The organism is Pseudomonas sp. AF32, from assembly GCF_022342325.2.
In the GTDB taxonomy this organism is placed as follows: Bacteria; Pseudomonadota; Gammaproteobacteria; order Pseudomonadales; family Pseudomonadaceae; genus Aquipseudomonas; species Aquipseudomonas uvaldensis.
Window position 1 is genome coordinate 136,296 of record NZ_RQJK02000002.1, and the last position, 18,274, is coordinate 154,569.

Annotated in this window: 17 protein-coding genes; 9 read left to right on the plus strand and 8 right to left on the minus strand. The window is 62.7% G+C overall.

Going from position 1 to position 18,274, the window contains the following annotated elements:
• Nucleotides 1–196 precede the first annotated feature (196 nt).
• From etfB to EGM97_RS02870, 6 genes are all read right to left on the minus strand, one after another.
• Complete coding sequence (gene etfB / locus EGM97_RS02845) at nt 197–967, minus strand: electron transfer flavoprotein subunit beta (protein WP_238960805.1); 771 nt, start codon at nt 965–967, stop codon at nt 197–199.
• A 15-nt stretch (nt 968–982) separates the two neighbouring features.
• Complete coding sequence (gene etfA, locus EGM97_RS02850) at nt 983–2,203, minus strand: electron transfer flavoprotein subunit alpha (RefSeq protein WP_238960804.1); 1,221 nt, start codon at nt 2,201–2,203, stop codon at nt 983–985.
• Nucleotides 2,203–4,152 (minus strand): dimethylglycine demethylation protein DgcB, encoded by a 1,950-nt coding sequence (gene dgcB, locus EGM97_RS02855; RefSeq protein WP_238960803.1) that lies wholly within the window; start codon nt 4,150–4,152, stop codon nt 2,203–2,205. The genes etfA and dgcB overlap by 1 nt, the downstream gene beginning before the upstream one ends.
• A gap of 108 nt (nt 4,153–4,260) precedes the next feature.
• Complete coding sequence (dgcA, locus tag EGM97_RS02860) at nt 4,261–6,321, minus strand: dimethylglycine demethylation protein DgcA (protein ID WP_053156152.1); 2,061 nt, start codon at nt 6,319–6,321, stop codon at nt 4,261–4,263.
• Nucleotides 6,322–6,336: 15 nt separating this feature from the next.
• On the minus strand, nt 6,337–6,867 hold the full coding sequence (locus tag EGM97_RS02865) for a DUF5943 domain-containing protein (protein WP_053156148.1): 531 nt from the start codon (nt 6,865–6,867) through the stop codon (nt 6,337–6,339).
• 79 nt (nt 6,868–6,946) lie between these two features.
• Complete coding sequence (locus tag EGM97_RS02870; RefSeq protein ID WP_053156145.1) at nt 6,947–7,924, minus strand: dipeptidase; 978 nt, start codon at nt 7,922–7,924, stop codon at nt 6,947–6,949.
• A gap of 234 nt (nt 7,925–8,158) precedes the next feature.
• Between EGM97_RS02870 and EGM97_RS02875 the strand changes: the two genes are divergently transcribed.
• From EGM97_RS02875 to EGM97_RS02885, 3 genes are all read left to right on the plus strand, one after another.
• Complete coding sequence (locus EGM97_RS02875) at nt 8,159–8,560, plus strand: lysozyme inhibitor LprI family protein (protein ID WP_238960802.1); 402 nt, start codon at nt 8,159–8,161, stop codon at nt 8,558–8,560.
• 104 nt (nt 8,561–8,664) lie between these two features.
• Nucleotides 8,665–9,441, plus strand: coding sequence for a bestrophin-like domain (locus EGM97_RS02880; protein WP_238960801.1), 777 nt, complete (start codon nt 8,665–8,667; stop codon nt 9,439–9,441).
• Nucleotides 9,442–9,515: 74 nt separating this feature from the next.
• Nucleotides 9,516–9,932 carry a DUF3010 family protein gene (locus EGM97_RS02885; protein ID WP_238960827.1) on the plus strand — a complete coding sequence of 139 codons (417 nt, stop codon included), beginning with the start codon at nt 9,516–9,518 and terminating at the stop codon, nt 9,930–9,932.
• A gap of 127 nt (nt 9,933–10,059) precedes the next feature.
• On the opposite strand, the gene EGM97_RS02890 is transcribed toward EGM97_RS02885, so the two are convergent.
• Nucleotides 10,060–11,001, minus strand: a complete 942-nt coding sequence (locus tag EGM97_RS02890; protein WP_238960800.1) for a GlxA family transcriptional regulator — start codon at nt 10,999–11,001, stop codon at nt 10,060–10,062.
• A gap of 186 nt (nt 11,002–11,187) precedes the next feature.
• On the opposite strand from EGM97_RS02890, the gene choX reads away from it, so the two are divergent.
• The 6 genes from choX (at nt 11,188) to EGM97_RS02920 (ending at nt 16,689) form a co-directional block, all read left to right on the plus strand.
• Complete coding sequence (choX, locus tag EGM97_RS02895; RefSeq protein WP_238960799.1) at nt 11,188–12,132, plus strand: choline ABC transporter substrate-binding protein; 945 nt, start codon at nt 11,188–11,190, stop codon at nt 12,130–12,132.
• A gap of 71 nt (nt 12,133–12,203) precedes the next feature.
• Complete coding sequence (gene cdhC, locus EGM97_RS02900) at nt 12,204–13,088, plus strand: 3-dehydrocarnitine:acetyl-CoA trimethylamine transferase CdhC (RefSeq protein ID WP_238960798.1); 885 nt, start codon at nt 12,204–12,206, stop codon at nt 13,086–13,088.
• A 182-nt stretch (nt 13,089–13,270) separates the two neighbouring features.
• Nucleotides 13,271–14,236, plus strand: a complete 966-nt coding sequence (locus EGM97_RS02905) for an L-carnitine dehydrogenase (protein WP_238960797.1) — start codon at nt 13,271–13,273, stop codon at nt 14,234–14,236.
• 162 nt (nt 14,237–14,398) lie between these two features.
• Nucleotides 14,399–14,875 carry a thioesterase family protein gene (locus EGM97_RS02910; protein WP_238960793.1) on the plus strand — a complete coding sequence of 159 codons (477 nt, stop codon included), beginning with the start codon at nt 14,399–14,401 and terminating at the stop codon, nt 14,873–14,875.
• A 14-nt stretch (nt 14,876–14,889) separates the two neighbouring features.
• A complete protein-coding gene (locus EGM97_RS02915; RefSeq protein WP_238960791.1) occupies nt 14,890–16,053 on the plus strand; it encodes a gamma-butyrobetaine dioxygenase in 1,164 nt (387 codons plus the stop codon).
• Between the two features lie 372 nt (nt 16,054–16,425).
• Nucleotides 16,426–16,689 carry a hypothetical protein gene (locus tag EGM97_RS02920; protein WP_053156105.1) on the plus strand — a complete coding sequence of 88 codons (264 nt, stop codon included), beginning with the start codon at nt 16,426–16,428 and terminating at the stop codon, nt 16,687–16,689.
• 112 nt (nt 16,690–16,801) lie between these two features.
• Here the strand turns inward: EGM97_RS02920 and gbdR are convergent, their stop codons facing one another.
• On the minus strand, nt 16,802–17,905 hold the full coding sequence (gbdR, locus tag EGM97_RS02925; RefSeq protein WP_053156102.1) for a choline metabolism transcriptional regulator GbdR: 1,104 nt from the start codon (nt 17,903–17,905) through the stop codon (nt 16,802–16,804).
• Nucleotides 17,906–18,274: the final 369 nt, after the last annotated feature.

Consider the following 18,274-nt stretch of genomic DNA (forward strand, 5'->3'; position numbering starts at 1 on the left):
CGGGGAGCGAACAGGTTATCCACAGAGGCGCGCACAGGGATTGTGGGAAACCTGGCAAGGTCTGTGGGTAAATAAATGCTCCTGTGGGAGCGAGCCTGCTCGCGATGACGGACGATCAGCCGACATCGTCAGCGGCTGATAGATCGCTATCGCGAGCAGGCTCGCTCCCACAGGGATAGGTGGGGCATTTTTGGCGTCAGCGTACGACGCCTTCTTCGATCAGCAGCTTGAGAATCGCCTCGGCACCTGCTTCGGGGCTGACGCCCTTGAGCACCTGCCCGCCTCCGCCGCTGGCCTTGGCTGTGGCGGCTTTCATGCGGTCGGCGCCGCTCTTGGCCTTGATCACTTTCAGGCGCTTGGGCCGTGGTTTGGCCGGTTGCAGAATAGCCACTGCCAGCAGAGTGTCGTCGATCACTTCGACTTCCTCGGCGTGCAGCACGCCCCGTCTGGCCGGGCCATAGGCGCTTTGCCGAGGTTTGGGCGCGGCGTTATCCACAGTTGCCAGGAAAGGCAGGCGCACCTTCAGGCGGCGGCGCTGCCCTCGAGGCAAGGCTTGCAGCACCAGGGCCGCCCCATTCTCGATGGATTCCACCTGGGCCAGCCCCACCACCAGCGGCCAACCGAGGTTTTCCGCCAACAGGAACGGCAGCATGCCCGAGCCCTCGCCGGTCTCCGCCTGACTGCCGGTGAGCACCACTTGGGGCGCGGCGTCGCGCAGGTAATCGGTCAGGGCCGGCAGCGCGTCGGCGCCCGTCGGGTTTTCCAGTACGTGAAGTTCGTCCAGGCCCATTCCCAGGTAAGCGCGCAAGGCCGGTTCGGCGACATCGCCCGCATGCAGCACCTGCAAGTCGTTGCCAGCCAGTTGCAGGCCCAACTCTACGGCACGGGCGTCCTGCTCGGCGCGCCGTGGGCGACCGGAGGTCGGGTGGGCGCCAATGGACACGAGGCTGATCACTTGAGTCGTCATGGTTGAATCCTTAGCTTAAGCCGCATCGCGTTTGGCTTCGTTGCGGTAAGCCTCTACCGCCGCAATCAGGGCGTGGAAAATCGCCGTGCTATCGCCGATCACCGACAAATCCGCCCGTTTGATCATGTCGCAGCCCGAATCGAGGTTGATTGCCACCACCTTGTCGCAGGCACCGATGCCTTGCAGATGCTGGATCGCCCCGGAGATGCCCACCGCGACATAGACCCGCGCCGTGACCCAGGTGCCGCTGGCGCCGACCTGGCGGTCGCGGGCCATGAAGCCATCGTCCACCGCCACTCGCGACGCGCCTTCGGTTGCGCCCAGGGCTGCGGCAGTCTGATGGAACAGCGCCCAGTCCTTGACCCCGTTGCCACCGGAGAAAATGAACTCGGCTTCGGCCATCGGGATCGCGCCCGGATCCACCGCCACCGCGCCGAGATCTTCGATGCGCGACAGGCTGCGGGCCACGCTTGTGGATAACTCCACCGGCAAGGCTTCGTGACGGGTCTCACTGACCGGCTCGGCACATTCGGCCGCGGCCAGGATCAACCGGGCCAACGGTCGGGCCAGGTCTTGCAGGCCCGCGCCAGCACGGCCGATGCACTCCTCGCCTTTGACCTGCCAGACCCGCGTGGCCGGGCGTTCGCCCAGGGCTGCGGCAAAGCGGCGGCCCAGTTCGGCGCCACCGCTGCGACTGTCAGGCAGCAACCAATGACGTGGGTTGAACTGGTTATCCACAGCCCGCAGGCCCTGGACCCGTTGTTCCGGTGCATAACCGCTGAACTCTTCACCTTCCAGCACCAACAGGCGGTCGACACCGGCCGTGGCGAAGGCATTTTCCTTATGCTCACCGAAGACCACCGCCAACACCGCACCATCGGAACCGGCCAACTGGTGCGCCAGGCCCAGCAGATCGCGGTCGTGGCTGCTCAGGCGGCCACCGACCATGTCGGGCACGACGCTGATGTAAAACGCCGGTTGCGCCACCTGATGCAGCGGCAGTTGCACTTCAGCGGCGGCGCTGCGCTTGGTGGTCCCGCCCTGCTGGGCGCCGCTGCGATCGATGCGCTTGATGCCGTTGGGGCCGATGAAACCCACCCCATGGACATTCTTGCGGACGATGCCGTTGGGCCCCATCCAGCTGTGTTGTACCGGTTGCATGGCCGCATGCAATGGATGCAGACGGTTGCGGGCGATCCGCTCGGCGCGAGGGTCGCGACGGATGATGTCGCTCATTAATGCACCTCCGCAGGTTCACGTTTGGCCGAGGCCATGGGCTTGCTCGGCACAGCGTCTTCAAGCAGCGCGTCGGCCACCAGCTCGGCGATGTCCTTGATCATCGGGCGAGGCTCGACCACGCCTTCGAGCATTGCGGTGCATTGTGGACAACCCACGGCCACCAGCTCGGCACCGGTCTCGCGGATGTCTTCCATGCGCATGTCGGGGATACGCTGCTTGCCCGGAATGTCGGTGATCGGCGCGCCGCCACCGCCACCGCAGCAGCGGGAGCGGAAACCGGAGCGCTGCATTTCCTTGACCTCGATACCCAGCGCACGCAACACCTGGCGTGGCGCCTCGTATTCACCGTTGTAGCGGCCCAGGTAGCACGGGTCGTGATAAGTCACGCTGTCGCCCTTGTGCTGACCGAGGTTGAGAGCGCCAGCGTCGATGACTTCCGCCAGGTAGGTGCTGTGGTGTTGCACCAAATAGTTGCCATCGAAGGCGCCGTATTCGTTTTTCAGCACATGGAAGCTATGAGGGTCGCAGGTCACGATGCGGTTGAAGCGGTACTTGGCCAGGGTCTGGATGTTGCGCTTGGCCAGGAGTTGGAACGTCGCTTCGTCACCCAGGCGTCGGGCCACGTCGCCACTGTCGCGCTCTTCGAGGCCGAGCACGGCAAAGTCGATGTTCGCCGCCTTGAGCACTTTGACGAAGGCCCGCAAGGTGCGCTGGTTGCGCATGTCGAAAGCGCCGTCGCCGACCCAGAACAGCACGTCGGTGGCTTTCTTGTCGCTGAGCAGGTTCAGGTTCAGGTCCGCCGCCCAGTTCATCCGCCCGCCCGGGGCAAAGCCACCTGGGTTGTCGGTGGCGATGAGATTCTCCAGGACCTCGGCGCCTTTGTTCGGCGTGGCGCCTTTTTCCAGGGTCAAGTGCCGACGCATGTCGACGATGGCATCGACGTGCTCGATCATCATCGGGCATTCCTCGACGCACGCCCGGCAGGTGGTGCAGGACCACAGCGTCTCGGCGTCCACCAGGCCGTTGACGATCGGCTGATGAGGATTGCCGCCGTGCTCGCCCACCGGCTTGCCAGGGTACGGGCTGCCGGCGAATTTGGCATCGGTGCCGCCGGCCAGTCCGACGACCATGTCCTGGATGAGTTTTTTCGGGTTCAGCGGCTGACCGGCGGCGAACGCCGGGCACGCGGCTTCGCATTTACCACACTGCACGCAGGCGTCGAAGCCGAGCAGTTGGTTCCAGGTGAAATCCTTGGGTTTCTCCACGCCCAGCGGCGCGGCAGGGTCGTTCAAATCCAGCGGTTTGAGACCGGTGGAGCGGCCGCCACCAAAGCGCTCGGCGCGACGGTGCCAGGCCAAGTGCAGGGCGCCAGCGAAGGCGTGCTTCATCGGCCCGCCCCAGGTCATGCCGAAAAACAACTCCGAGACGCCCCATAGCACGCCCACCCCCAGGATCGCCGCCAGCAGCCAGCCACCGAAGTTCTCCGGCAGGATACCGGCCACCGGCAGGGTCACCAGGAAGAACGAAGCCGAGAACGCCAGCAGGCTTTTCGGCAGGCGCATCCATGGGCCTTTCGACAGGCGCGACGGCGGATTGCGCCGACGCAGGTAGACGAAGATCGCACCGACGAACATCACCGCCGACATCAACAGCAGCGCGTAGCCGAGGAAGCGGTTATGCAGGCCGAAACCGTGGACCAGGATCGCCAGCACGACGGACGCTACCGCGCCACCTGCCGTGGCCACGTGGGTATTGGCGATGTATTTGTCCCGCGCCACCACGTGGTGCAAGTCCACCATGTAGCGCTTGGGCATGGCGAAGAGACCGCCGACCAGGTCAACCTTGGACGGCCGGCCCCGGCGCCACATGTTTACCCGGCGCAAAGCGCCGAGGACCGCGAGGCCCAGGGCGGCGAAGAGCAGGATGGGGAGAAGGGTGTTAAGCATCAGAGTCACCTCTGCGAGGTGCGAGCTACAAGCTGCAAGCGGCAAGAAAGAGCAGCGGAGGCCGTGCTTTTACTTGTAGCTTGTAGCTTGCCGCTTGCAGCTACGCCGTCAAAAATCCTTACAGAGCCGAAGCGCGTCATAGATGGCGGCGTGTGTATTACGCTGGGCCACGCAGTCGCCGATGCGGAACAGCAGGTAGCCGTCGCCGCTCTGCTCCAGGCACGGTTGGGGCTTGATCGCGAACAGGGCTTCGACGTCGATCTGGCCCTTGTTGCGCGAACCTTCCTTCAGCGCGTAGTAGATTTCTTCATCCGGCCGCACGCCGTTCTCCACCACCACCTGATCCACCACGCGTTCTTCCTTGGCACCGGTGTATTCGTTCTCCAGCACCGCCACCAGCTTGTCGCCTTCGCGGTAGACCTTCTCCAGCATCATGTCCCCGGTCATGATCACTTCCTTGGGGTACATGCTGCGGTAGTAGGTCGGGAACGAGGTGCCGCCAATCGCAACGCCCGGCTTGATGTCGTCAGTGACGATCTCGACCTGGCTGCCCTTGTCGGCCAGGAAGTCGGCCACCGACATGCCGGTGAATTCGCAGATGGTGTCGTAGACCAGCACGTTCTTGCCCGGCGCAACCTTGCCGTCGAGCACGTCCCAGCTGCTGACCACCAGCCCTTCGGCGGCGCCCCAGTGCTCGTTCTGCTCCAGGTTCGGATGCCCGCCGACGGCCAGCACCACCACATCCGGACGCAAATCCATGATGGTCGCCGCGTCAGCCGCCACGCCCAGGCGCAGGTCGACTTTCAGCCGCGCCAGCTCCAGTTGGAACCAGCGGGTGATACCGGCGATCTGGTCCCGTTGCGGCGCCTTGGCGGCGGTGGTGATCTGCCCGCCGATGAATTCCTTCTTCTCGAACAGGGTCACGTCGTGGCCACGCTCGGCCGCCACGCGAGCGGCTTCCATGCCCGCCGGGCCGGCACCGACTACCACCACCTTGCGTTTCGGCCCGGTGGATTTCTCGATGATGTGCGGCACGCCCATGTATTCACGGGAAGTCGCGGCGTTCTGGATGCACAGCACATCCAGGCCCTGATACTGGCGGTCGATGCAGTAGTTGGCGCCGACGCACTGCTTGATCTGGTCGACCTGGCCCATTTTGATCTTGGCGATCAGGTGCGGGTCGGCGATGTGGGCGCGGGTCATACCGACCATATCGACGTAACCGCCTTCCAGGATCCGCGTGGCCTGGTTCGGGTCTTTGATGTTCTGCGCGTGCAGCACGGGAACCTTGACCACTTCCTTGATACCGGCGGCCAGGTGCAGGAATGGCTCCGGTGGATAACTCATGTTCGGAATGACGTTGGCCAGGGTGTTGTGGGTGTCACAACCCGACCCCACCACGCCGATGAAATCCAGCATGCCGGTGTCGTCGTAATACTTGGCGATCTGCTTCATGTCCTCGTGGGACAGGCCGTCTGGGTGGAATTCGTCACCGCAGATGCGCATGCCCACGCAGAAATCATCGCCCACTTCGGCACGCACGGCTTTCAGCACTTCCAGGCCGAACTTCATGCGGCCTTCGAAGCTGCCGCCCCATTCGTCGGTCCGCTTGTTGACCCGCGGGCTCCAGAACTGGTCGATCATGTGCTGGTGCACAGCGGACAGCTCGACGCCGTCCAGGCCACCGGCCTTGGCCCGGCGTGCAGCCTGGGCGTAGTTGCCGATCACCCGCCAGATTTCTTCCGGCTCGATGGTCTTGCAGGTAGCACGGTGCACCGGCTCGCGCACGCCGGACGGCGACATCAGGGTCGGCCAGTTGAAACCGTCCCAACGCGAGCGACGCCCCATGTGGGTAATCTGGATCATGATCTTGGCGCCATGCTTGTGCATGGCATCGGCCAGGTTCTGGAAGTGCGGGATGATGCGGTCGGTGGACAGGTTCACCGAGCTCCACCATTCCTGAGGGCTGTCGATGGCAACCACCGACGAGCCACCGCAGATCGCCAGGCCGATACCGCCCTTGGCCTTCTCTTCGTAATACTTCACGTACCGGTCGGTGGTCATGCCGCCGTCGGTCGCGTAGACCTCGGCGTGGGCGGTGCTGAGCACGCGGTTGCGGATGGTCAGCTTGCCGATCTGGATCGGCTGGAACATTGCTTCAAAAGCCATGGCGCGATCCTCGACTTACAACGGCTTGACGATGAACAGGCCGTCGTCGTGGCCTTCTTCGGAACCACCATAGACCTGCTCGGCCACGGTGCGGATCGAGCTGCCACGCGCGGCGAGGATCTGGTCCATCGCGCCAGCAAACCAGCCCGTGAACATATAGTCGACCTTGCGCCCGACTTTGCCGTACACGTAGACGAACGCCGAGTGTTCGAGCTTGACGCTGGCGGTGCCTTTGTCCAGGTCGATGTCCTGGATCTTGAACAGGCCCCAGCCACGCTGCGACAGACGCTTCATGTAGTGCTCGAACACCGCGACGCCTTCCAGGCCATGGCATTCGGCTTCTTTTTCACACCAGTGCCAGGCGGATTTGTAGCCGGCCTTGTAGAGGATCTCGGCGTAGGCTTCGGCGCCCAGCACTTCTTCGATGCCCATGTGGTTATTGACGAAGAAGTGGCGCGGCACGTACAGCATCGGCAGGGCGTCGGAGGTCCAGACACCGGTTTCGCTGTCGACTTCGATAGGCAGTTGGGGGGCGATTTTGGCCATGAAACTTGACTCCGGAAATTCGTGGTGTTGCCTGCGGCACGGGCGGCCGCAGGTAAAGGATTCAGCGATGCGGTGGCGTTTATTCGCCCCAGACGTCCTTGAGAACGTTCACCCAGTTTTCGCCCATGATCTTGCGCACCACTCGCTCGGAGTGACCGCGCTTGAGCAGCGTCTCGGTGAGGTTCGGGAACTCGCCCACGGTGCGGATGCCCAGCGGGTTGATGATCTTGCCGAAGTTGGTCAGGCGGCGGGCGTAGCCCTTGTCATGGGTCAGCATCTCGAAGAACGCCTGATCGTGACCCTGGGTGAAATCGGTGCCGATGCCGATGGCGTCTTCGCCAACGATGTTCATGGTGTATTCGATGGCTTCGGCGTAGTCGTCGATAGTCGAATCGATGCCCTTGGCCAGGAACGGCGCGAACATGGTCACGCCGACAAAGCCGCCGTGGTCGGCAATGAACTTCAGCTCTTCATCGGACTTGTTGCGCGGGTGTTCCTTCAGGCCGGACGGCAGGCAGTGGGAATAGCAGACCGGTTTCTTCGATTCGAGGATGACCTCTTCGGAGGTCTTGGAACCGACGTGAGACAGGTCGCACATGATGCCGACCCGGTTCATCTCGGCGACGATCTCACGACCGAAGCCCGACAAGCCGCCGTCGCGCTCGTAGCAGCCGGTGCCAACCAGGTTCTGGGTGTTGTAGCACATCTGCACCACGCCGACGCCGAGCTGCTTGAAGATCTCGACGTAGCCGAGCTGGTCTTCGAACGCGTGGGCGTTCTGGAAGCCGAAGATGATGCCGGTCTTGCCCTGCTCCTTGGCGCGACGGATGTCGGCGGTGGTTTTCACCGGGATCACCAGGTCGCTGTTTTCGCGGATCAGTTTCTGGCTGGCAGCAATGTTGTTGATGGTGGCCTGGAAGCCCTCCCACACCGACACGGTGCAGTTGGCCGCCGTCAGGCCGCCCTTGCGCATGTCTTCGAACAGGTCACGGTTCCATTTGGCAATGATCAGCCCGTCGATAACGATGCTGTCGGCGTGCAATTCGGCTGGGCTCATCAGGCAGTCCCCTTTTGTCAGATTTCATGCGCCGAATCGTGTGCCGGCGCTTTGGGGCCAGCATATGCCTGAGGGCCGTGGCGACCGGGTGCAAAAACGACAGGGGAATTGCCGAAAGCGTCAATCGGTGACAAAGGGCAGTGAAGGGCCTGCCGTCACCGTCTGTTCTTTGCCAGGCGCTTGCGCCAGAATCCGCCGCACCACTGGCTTTCACTGGACTCGAGCGGCAACGCGATGAAATCAATCTTCCTGGCTTTGGCACTGATCAGCACCGTCGCCCATGCGACAGAAGACACCGAACCGAACCCTTGCGACGCCGTCGAAAACGACGTCCAGACCCTGGCCTGCTCGGCCTATGGCAGAGCCGCCGCCGAACAATTGCTCAACGAAAACCTGCAAAGCCTCAACGAACGCCTGCAAACCCGCTACGCCAGCGACAAGGCCAAGCTCAGCGACATCACCGGCAAGATCAAGGCAGCCCAGCAATTGTGGCAAAAACAGCGGGACGCCGATTGCGCCATCGCCGCCTTCCCGGCCAAACCCGGCAGCGACGCCTACAAGATCGCGGAAAACGACTGCATGGCCCAGGTGAGCGATGACCGGTCGGAGTTTCTGGAGTCGATTGGGCAGGAGTGACCCAGAGACGCCACTCCGCCCCGCCTACTGTCAACTCTGACAGTAGGCGGATCACAACGAGGATCCTAGGATGACGCCACGCTTCGCTTTGCGGGGGGCCTCGTATGCATGCTCTTACTGTCCTGCCCTTCTACGGCCTGGCCATTTTCATCGCTATCGTGCTGGGCATCGAGGCCGGTCGCCGGATTGGTAACCGTCACCTTGTGCAGGATCCAGAGGGTGCCCGCCAGGGCATCGGCGCGATTGAAGGTGCGGTGTTCGGCCTGTTGGCGCTGTTGATCGCCTTTACCTTTTCCGGCGCCGCCTCGCGCCTGGATCAGCGTCGAGCGCTGATCGTTGCCGAAACCAACGCCATGGGCACCGCCTGGCTGCGCCTGGACCTGTTGCCCGCCAGCGAACAACCGATCGTGCGCCAGGCGTTCCGGGACTATGTCGACGCCCGCATCGAGTATTACCGCGACCTGCGAGAGGACCAGGTCGACGAGACGGCCCATGACCGAGCCAACGCCTTGCAGCAGACCATCTGGAAAAGCACGATCGGCGCCTTGCAGAAGATGCCCACCCCGACGTTGGGCACCAGCGTGCTGCAAGCGCAGAATGAAATGATCGACATCACCACCACCCGCGCCGTGGCCCACGAAACCCACCCGCCCCTGATCATCTACCTGATGCTGGTGACCATGACCCTGGTCAGCGCCGTACTGATCGGCTATGGCATGGCCGGCACGGCGCAACGCCATTGGCTGCACAGCCTGGGCTACGCGACGGTCATGGTGTGCGTGCTGTATGTGATCCTCGATTTCGAGTACCCCCGCTTCGGCGTCATCCGGGTCGACTACTTCGACAAGATCATGCTGGACCTGCGCAAGACCATGGACTGAGGCAAATTCAAGGCGCCCCCACGGGCCGATGTGGATAGACTTGTGCCCTGGACTACCAGACCTTGAAGGCTCAAATGATCATCTGCGGCATTGAAATCAAAGGCAGCGAAGCCATCATCGCCGTTGCCTCGCTGGATCAACAGGGGTTGAGCCATGTCGCGCTCAACACGAAGAAAATCACCCTGGACGACGATGACGAAACTGCCAACGTCAAGGCGTTCGCCACCCAGGTGCGTGCGTTCGTTGGGCAAAACGGCATCGAACGCATCGCCATCAAGAAGCGCAGCAAGAAAGGCGAGTTCGCCGGCGGCCCCACGACGTTCAAGATCGAAGGGATTTTCCAATTACTGGAAGGCTGCGACGTGACGCTGCTGTCACCGCAAACGATCAATGCACAGTACAAAAAACACGACTTTGTCCTGCCGGCGACGCTGAACAAGTATCAGCATGAGGCATACAAGGCGGCGTGTGCGGCGCTGGTGAAACTATAGACCGTCATGGCCGGCCCTTTGTGGGAGCGGGCTTGCTCGCGAAAGCGGAGTGCCAGTCAACATCATCATTACTGATATACCGCTTTCGCGAGCAAGCCCGCTCCCACATCTTCCTTGTATTGCAGCCTCAGACCACCTTGCGCCGATCTTCCCGCGGACACCGCTCGAACCTTGCCCGATAACTGCGGGTGAAATACGACGGCGACTCAAACCCGCAGGCGATACTCACCTCCAGCACACTCATGTCTGTCTGGCGCAGCAGTTGCCGGGCCTTTTCCAGGCGCAGGCGCAGGTAGAAGTTGCTGGGGGTGTCGTTCAGGTGCAGGCGGAACAGACGCTCGAGCTGGCGCCGCGTGACATTGATGGACTCGGCCAGGGCCAGGGTGCTCAGGGGCGGCTCGCTGTGTGCTTCCATCTCACCGATGACGTGCACCAGCTTCTTGTTGCGAATGCCATAGCGGCTGGCGATCTCCATGCGCTGGTGATCCTTGCGCGGCCGGATGCGCCCGAGCACGAACTGCTCGCTGACCTGGATCGCCAGGTCGGCGCCGTGGGCCTGGCCGATCAGGTCGAGCATCAAGTCGATGGAGGCGGTGCCACCGGCGCAGGTGATACGACGGCGGTCGATTTCGAACAGTTCCTGGGTCACGCTGAGCGTTGGATAGGACTCCTTGAACGCCTCGATCGCTTCCCAGTGCAGGGTCACGCGGTGCCCTTCCAGCAACCCAGCTTCGGCCAGGACCACGCTGCCCGTGTCGATACCCCCCAGGGTCACGCCATCGCTGTCCAATCGGTGCAACCAACGCTCCAGCGTCGGGGTGGCGAATTTCAACGGCTCGAACCCCGCCACCACCCACAGGGTCGCGCCTTTCTTCAAGGGTTCCAGTGCAGCATCGGCGTTGACCGACATGCCGTTGCTCGCCAGCACTGCCCCGCCATCGGCACTCAACACATGCCAGCGGTACAGCTCGCCACGAAAGCGATTGGCAACCCGCAACGGCTCGATGGCCGAAATGAAGCCGATGGCCGAAAAACCTGGCATCAACAGAAAGTAGAAATCCTGGGACATGGCGCACTCGGTCGACGGGTAGCGTGGGAATCTTGATACGCCACTTGCCTGAGCCGTTCAAGAGGTCGCTGCAGTGCAAGTGCGCGTCGCCGCAGTGCGTTTTGCAAAGGGGCCGGCTGCGTAACTTGGCATCACCGGCGCACAGACGCCGGGCACTCATAACAATAAGCTGCCGAGGACCCCGCGATGAAACGATTGATCAGCACCTGCGTTCTTGCTTTGAGCGGTACTACTTTCCTGACCAGCGCAGCCATGGCAGCCGAGCCCGCCGCGTGTCAGAACGTGCGCCTGGGCGTGGTCAACTGGACCGACGTGATCGCCACCAGCGCCTTGACCCAAGTGCTGCTCGATGGCCTCGGCTACAAGACCAAACAGACCAGCGCTTCCCAGCAAATCATCTTTGCCGGCATTCGCGACCAGCGCCTGGACATGTTCCTCGGCTACTGGAACCCGCTGATGACCCAGACCATCACTCCCTTCGTCGAAGCCAAGCAGGTGAAGGTGTTGGACCAGCCCAACCTCGGTGATGCACGCGCTACCCTGGCCGTGCCGACGTACCTGGCCGACAAGGGCCTGAAGACCTTCGCCGACATCGCGAAATTCGAGAAGGAGCTGGGCGGCAAGATCTACGGCATCGAGCCGGGCTCCGGCGCCAATACCCAGATCAAGGCGATGATCGCCAAGAATCAGTTCGGCCTGGGCAAATTCCAATTGGTGGAGTCCAGCGAGGCCGGCATGCTCGCGGCGGTGGACCGCGCCGTACGGCGCAAGGAAGCCGTGGTGTTCTTCGGCTGGGCGCCCCATCCCATGAACGTCAACGTGCAGATGACCTACCTGACCGGCAGCGACGATGCTCTCGGCCCGAACGAAGGCAAGGCCACCGTCTGGACCGTCACCGCACCGAACTACGCCGAGCAATGCCCGAACGTCAACCGCCTGCTGAGCAACCTGACCTTCAGCGCCGAAGACGAGAGCCGGATGATGCAGCCGCTGCTCGATCACAAGGATCCGCTGGAGTCGGCCCGGCAATGGCTCAAGGACCATCCGCAGGACAAACAACGCTGGCTCGAAGGCGTGACCACCTTCGACGGCAAGCCGGCCGCCGACAACCTGAAACTGACCAGTAACTGACCGAACGTTCTCCATCTGCGCAGCGCCGAACGGCTGCGCAGTGACTCAACACGCCTGAAGGAAACCGCACCATGAACCACGACGTCATCATCACCTGCGCACTCACCGGTGCTGGCGACACAACCGCCAAGAGCCCTCACGTACCGGTCACTCCGAAGCAGATCGCCGAGGCCGCCGTCGAGGCCGCCAAGGCCGGCGCCACCGTGGTGCATTGCCATGTTCGCGATCCTCGGACCGGCAAGTTCAGCCGCGATGTGGCGCTGTACCGCGAAGTGATGGAGCGCATCCGCGAGGCGGACGTGGACATCATCGTCAACCTCACCGCCGGCATGGGGGGCGACCTGGAAATCGGTGCCGGTGAACGCCCCATGGAGTTCGGCCCCAACACCGACCTGGTGGGCCCGTTGACCCGCCTGGCCCATGTCGAGGAGCTGCTGCCGGAAATCTGCACCCTGGATTGCGGCACCCTGAACTTCGGCGACGGCGACACCATTTATGTCTCCACCCCGGCGCAGCTGCGGGCTGGCGCCAGGCGCATCACCGAACTGGGGGTCAAGGCCGAACTGGAAATCTTCGACACCGGCCACCTGTGGTTCGCCAAGCAGATGATCAAGGAAGGCCTGCTGGACAACCCGCTGTTCCAACTCTGCCTCGGCATCCCGTGGGGTGCGCCGGCCGACACCACCACCATGAAAGCCATGGTCGACAACCTGCCGGCGGACGCGGTGTGGGCCGGCTTCGGTATCGGCCGCATGCAGATGCCGATGGCCGCCCAGGCGGTACTGCTCGGCGGCAACGTGCGGGTCGGGCTGGAAGACAACCTGTGGCTGGATAAGGGCGTGCTTGCCACCAATGGGCAACTGGTCGAACGCGCCAGCGAAATTCTCAGTCGCCTCGGGGCACGGGTACTCACCCCGGCTGAAGGGCGTAAGAAGATGGGGCTGACCAAGCGTTGAACCGAACCCGCACATCACACCTGCTGGGGACGCAGATTTTTTGTACACCACAGAACAAAGGTGGGAGCGGGCTTGCTCGCGAAGACGGTATTCCGTTCACGAGATAGCCATTGGATGTACCGGCCTCTTCGCGAGCAAGCCCGCTCCCACATTTAGATCGCTACACACTTCAGGAAATCACCATGCGCTTTATCACGGACATCAAAACCTTCGCCGCCCTGGGCAGCGGTGTGATCGGCAGCGGCTGGGTCAGCCGCGCCCTGGCCCATGGCCTGGACGTCGTGGCCTGGGACCCCGCGCCGGGCGCCGAGGCAGCCCTGCGCAAGCGTGTCGCCAATGCCTGGGGCGCGCTGGAAAAACAAGGCTTGGCGCCCGGCGCCTCCCAGGACCGCCTGCGTTTCGTCGCCACTATCGAAGAATGCGTGCGCGACGCCGATTTCATCCAGGAAAGCGCTCCCGAACGCCTGGAACTCAAACTCGAGCTGCACAGCCAGATCAGTGCCGCCGCCAAGCCAGACGCATTGATCGGCTCCAGCACCTCGGGACTGTTGCCGAGCGAGTTCTACGAAGGGTCCACCCATCCGGAGCGCTGCGTGGTCGGCCATCCGTTCAATCCGGTGTATTTGTTGCCGCTGGTAGAGGTGGTGGGCGGCAGGCACACCGCGCCCGAGGCGGTCCAGGCCGCCATGCAGGTGTATGAATCACTGGGCATGCGGCCCCTGCACGTGCGCAAGGAAGTACCCGGCTTCATCGCCGACCGACTGCTCGAAGCGCTGTGGCGCGAGGCGCTGCATCTGGTCAACGACGGCGTGGCCACCACGGGTGAGATTGATGACGCCATCCGCTTTGGCGCAGGGCTGCGCTGGTCGTTCATGGGCACGTTCCTGACGTACACCCTGGCCGGCGGCGACGCCGGGATGCGCCACTTCATGGCCCAGTTCGGCCCGGCCCTGCAACTGCCGTGGACCTACCTGCCGGCCCCGGAACTGACCGAGAAACTGATCGACGATGTGGTAGACGGAACGCGCGAACAACTGGGCAACCACAGCATCCCGGCCCTGGAGCGCTATCGTGATGATTGCTTGCTGGCGGTGTTGGAAGCGGTGAAGGTCACAAAAGAAAAACATGGGATGGCCTTCACCGAGTAATCCTGGATTTCCGGGCCTAGTCATCTGGCCTCATCGCGAGCAGGCTCGCTCCCACAGGTTTGGCGGTGTGAACACCATTGATTTCACCCAGCAGATCCCCTGTAGGAGCGAGCCTGCTCGCGATAGCGCCAGTCCAGCCAAACAACTGTCGGAAACTGAACCATGCCCACCCTCACCACCTACCAAACCCACATCCGCCCCGAATGGGTCGATTACAACGGCCATCTGCGCGACGCCTATTACCTGCTGATTTTCAGCTACGCCACCGACGCGCTGATGGACCTGCTCGGCATGGACAGCCTGAACCGTGACACCAGCGGCCATTCGCTGTTCACCCTCGAACTGCACCTCAACTACCTGCACGAAGTGAAGGTGGACGTCGACGTGGAAGTGCGCACGCAAATCATCGGCCATGATGCGAAGCGCCTGCACCTCTACCACAGCCTGCACCTGGCCGGCGGGGATAAAGCGCTGGCGGGTAATGAGCAAATGCTGCTGCACGTCGACCTGGCCGGCCCGCACTCGGCGCCTTTCACGGAACCGACCCTGGGCAAACTCAAGGCCTTGCTTGAAGCTCAAGCCGACCTGCCGACCCCGGCCTACATCGGTCGGGTCATCGCCCTGCCCCCTGCCCGATAGGACTGGAGACCGTCATGAACACCGCCGCCGCGTTTGCCGACTTCCGCCGTTACCCGTTGGTCCAGGCACTGACCGCCGCAACGTCCCTGACCGACCGGGTGCAGGTTACCTGGGCCGATGGCCGGATCAGTCCGTTTCACCATCAATGGTTGCGGGACAATTGCCCTTGCCCGGTATGCGTCTACACCGTCACCCGTGAACAGGTGCTGGAAATCGTCGATGTGCCTGAAGACCTGGCACCGACCGCGACACGCCTCGACGACGAAGGTTGCCTGTGCGTGGATTGGCAGGACGGTCACCAGAGCCGCTTCGATCCAGGCTGGCTGCGCGCCCATGCCTACGACGACCAGTCCAGGGCCGAGCGCCTGGCGGGCAGACCGCGGCGCCAGCTCTGGCAGCACGATTTGCAAATACCGGTATTCGATTACCAGGCCCTGATGGACGAGCCCGGCGCCTTGCTGCAATGGCTGCTGGCAGTACGCGACATCGGCCTGACCCAGGTGCGCGGCGTCCCCACCGAGCCCGGTTCGCTGAAACAGGTCGCCCAAAAGATCTCCTTCATTCGCGAAAGCAACTTCGGCGTGCTGTTCAACGTGCAATCGAAGGCCGACGCCGACAGCAATGCGTACACCGCTTTCAACCTGCCCCTGCACAGCGACTTGCCAACCCGGGAATTGCAGCCGGGCTTGCAGTTTTTGCATTGCCTGGTGAACGACGCCGAGGGCGGCGAGAGCATTTTTGTCGACGGCTTTGCCATCGCCGAGGCCCTGCGCCAGGAAGACCCGGAGGCCTTCGATGCGCTGTGCCGGATCCCGGTGGAATTTCGCAACAAGGACCGCCACAGCGACTACCGCTGCCTGGCGCCCATCATCGCTTTGGATGCCCTGGGGCAGGTGGCCGAAATCCGCATGGCGAACTTCCTGCGCGGGCCATTCGACACGTCGGTCGAGCAGATGCCGAGACTCTATCGCGCCTATCGCCGCTTCATCGCCCTGACCCGCGAGCCACGATTCCGGGTCATGCGGCGCCTGGAGCCCGGCCAGCTCTGGTGCTTTGACAACCGCCGCACCCTGCACGCCCGCAATGCCTTCGACCCGGCTACCGGAGGCAGGCATTTCCAGGGTTGCTATGTGGATCGGGATGAGCTGTTGTCGCGGATTCTGGTGTTGCAGCGCTAGACCGCGTCATCGTTCATCGCGAGCAGGCTCGCTCCCACAAGGGATATGCGGTCCCCTGTGGGAGCGAGCCTGCTCGCGATAGCGGTCTATCCGACAACCCGACAATCCCTGATTCAAGCAGGCAAAAAAATCCCCGATCAAGCCGTGACAGGATCGGGGCAGGTTGCATTACTGGAGGAGCTTTCGCGCGAGGGTGACCAAACCATCGTGATCCAGCTTGAGGCCAGTGTGCCCCAGTCGCCGCCGTGAGGAGTTAACCGAAAACGACCTGTTCATAGGTATCCGTGCCATTGCGACAATCTGCCCTTGCCGCCGCTTCGGGTGGCTACCAGAATCGAGGCAGACCCCAATCCCCGAACAAGGAAAAGCGTCATGATGTACGCCGATTTGATCGACCAGGAAGACCTGTTGGGCCACCTCAAGTCCCTGGGCCTGCAGATACCCAACGGTTACACCGCCGAGCAGGCCTGCTTGTGCGCCGTGCGCGGCCTGGACAACGCTCGCGCCAACGACCTGCGTCGGATGGTCAGGGACATGTACACCAGCAGCGCAACCATACTGCCGGCCGTGCGCCAGGCGATCGAAGAGCAGTTGTTGCCGGCATTGGCGGATTACCAGAAAAACCACAACACCTGAAACCAATCGCGAGCAGGCTCGCTCCCTCAAGGACCTGCGGTGTGCACACTACTTATGGCATCCGCAACATCCCCTGTGGGAGCGAGCCTGCTCGCGATGAAAGCGCCTCGGTCTACAGCCTCACACTGGCAAACGTCGACTCATTACGCGCCTGGCTCAACGCCGACAGCGGGCCGGACAATGGCGACAGCACCATGGCCTGTGGCAGCGGCACCATGGCGACCTGTTGCGTGGTGTTGGAGCCGACGCGCTCGTCTCGTGGCGGAATGCCGAAGTATTCGCGGTAGCACTTGGAGAAGTGCGGCGTGGAGACGAAACCGCACACCGAGGCCACTTCGATGATCGACATCGGCGTCTGCTTGAGCAGTTGCCGTGCCCGGATCAGTCGCAGCTTGAGGTAATAGCGCGACGGCGAGCAGTGCAGGTATTTCTGGAACAGGCGCTCCAGCTGACGTCGGGACACGGCGACATACACCGCCAGTTCGTCCAGGTCGATCGGTTCTTCCAGATTGGCCTCCATCAGCGCAACGATTTCCTGCAGCTTCGGCTGGTTGGTGCCGAGCATGTGCTTGAGCGGCACGCGCTGGTGATCCTGCTCGTTGCGAATGCGCTCATAGACGAACATTTCGGAAATCGCCGCCGACAGCTCGCGACCATGATCGCGACTGATCAGGTGCAGCATCATGTCCAACGGCGCGGTGCCGCCAGAGCTGGTGAAGCGGTTGCGGTCGAGGGTGAATAGACGAGTGCTCATCGACACCCGCGGGAAAGCTTCCTGCATCGCCGCCAGGCATTCCCAGTGCACACTGCAATCGAAGCCGTCCAGCAGGCCGGCGCAGGCCAGGGCCCAACTGCCGGTGCAGACCGCGCCCAGGCGGCGCGATTGGCGTGCCTGACCTTGCAGCCAGGACACGTGCTCACGGGTCACAGTGCGCTGGATGCCGATACCGCCACACACAATGACAGTGTCCAGGTGTGGTGCTTTGTGCATGGAGGCGTCGGGGGTGATCTGCAGACCGTCACTGGCCCAGACTTGCCCGCCGTCGACGGTGAGGGTGGTCCAGCGATACAGCTCGCGACCGGATAACTGGTTGGCCATGCGCAGCGGTTCTACCGCGGACGCCAGGGAAATCAGCGTGAAATTGTCCAGCAGCAAAAAGCCGATGGATTGAGGCGCACGGTTCTGGGGTTGGGCCCCGGAGTTGGACGTCGTCATCGCGGTATCTCCTCACACAAAGCGGGTGATGGCCTCAGGCGGAGGCTCTTGTTATTGCCATCGTCCTGTTGCCAGAGACGGGCTTTTCGGTGATAGAGCAATTGCCGTGCCTAAAGTTGAATGTGTGTTCAATAACTCCTGAAAACGACATCGCGCCCTGTCTAAACAAGGTGCGCATCGAGTACGGATATCAGCACTATTCTCGGCTGGCGACGGCTGTCACGGTGGGCGGTGAGCAGTTCGGTAGCACTTGTGGTAACTGGGCTGCGCCGCTTGCGCAACCGGTATCACCATAGGATGGGTGACCAACGGTCGGGCGCCGTAAAACGGCTGGCCCGACAAACGGCGTCTTGTCTGTTAGCGACGCGC

What these genes read in the sequence shown, in the direction of transcription:
- etfB (WP_238960805.1), bottom strand. Translation starts at nt 967, where the DNA reads ATGACGACTCAAGTGATCAGCCTCGTGTCCATTGGCGCCCACCCGACC.
- etfA (WP_238960804.1), bottom strand. Translation starts at nt 2,203, where the DNA reads ATGAGCGACATCATCCGTCGCGACCCTCGCGCCGAGCGGATCGCCCGC.
- dgcB (WP_238960803.1), bottom strand. Translation starts at nt 4,152, where the DNA reads ATGCTTAACACCCTTCTCCCCATCCTGCTCTTCGCCGCCCTGGGCCTC.
- dgcA (WP_053156152.1), bottom strand. Translation starts at nt 6,321, where the DNA reads ATGGCTTTTGAAGCAATGTTCCAGCCGATCCAGATCGGCAAGCTGACC.
- EGM97_RS02865 (WP_053156148.1), bottom strand. Translation starts at nt 6,867, where the DNA reads ATGGCCAAAATCGCCCCCCAACTGCCTATCGAAGTCGACAGCGAAACC.
- EGM97_RS02870 (WP_053156145.1), bottom strand. Translation starts at nt 7,924, where the DNA reads ATGAGCCCAGCCGAATTGCACGCCGACAGCATCGTTATCGACGGGCTG.
- EGM97_RS02875 (WP_238960802.1), top strand. Translation starts at nt 8,159, where the DNA reads ATGAAATCAATCTTCCTGGCTTTGGCACTGATCAGCACCGTCGCCCAT.
- EGM97_RS02880 (WP_238960801.1), top strand. Translation starts at nt 8,665, where the DNA reads ATGCATGCTCTTACTGTCCTGCCCTTCTACGGCCTGGCCATTTTCATC.
- EGM97_RS02885 (WP_238960827.1), top strand. Translation starts at nt 9,516, where the DNA reads ATGATCATCTGCGGCATTGAAATCAAAGGCAGCGAAGCCATCATCGCC.
- EGM97_RS02890 (WP_238960800.1), bottom strand. Translation starts at nt 11,001, where the DNA reads ATGTCCCAGGATTTCTACTTTCTGTTGATGCCAGGTTTTTCGGCCATC.
- choX (WP_238960799.1), top strand. Translation starts at nt 11,188, where the DNA reads ATGAAACGATTGATCAGCACCTGCGTTCTTGCTTTGAGCGGTACTACT.
- cdhC (WP_238960798.1), top strand. Translation starts at nt 12,204, where the DNA reads ATGAACCACGACGTCATCATCACCTGCGCACTCACCGGTGCTGGCGAC.
- EGM97_RS02905 (WP_238960797.1), top strand. Translation starts at nt 13,271, where the DNA reads ATGCGCTTTATCACGGACATCAAAACCTTCGCCGCCCTGGGCAGCGGT.
- EGM97_RS02910 (WP_238960793.1), top strand. Translation starts at nt 14,399, where the DNA reads ATGCCCACCCTCACCACCTACCAAACCCACATCCGCCCCGAATGGGTC.
- EGM97_RS02915 (WP_238960791.1), top strand. Translation starts at nt 14,890, where the DNA reads ATGAACACCGCCGCCGCGTTTGCCGACTTCCGCCGTTACCCGTTGGTC.
- EGM97_RS02920 (WP_053156105.1), top strand. Translation starts at nt 16,426, where the DNA reads ATGATGTACGCCGATTTGATCGACCAGGAAGACCTGTTGGGCCACCTC.
- gbdR (WP_053156102.1), bottom strand. Translation starts at nt 17,905, where the DNA reads ATGACGACGTCCAACTCCGGGGCCCAACCCCAGAACCGTGCGCCTCAA.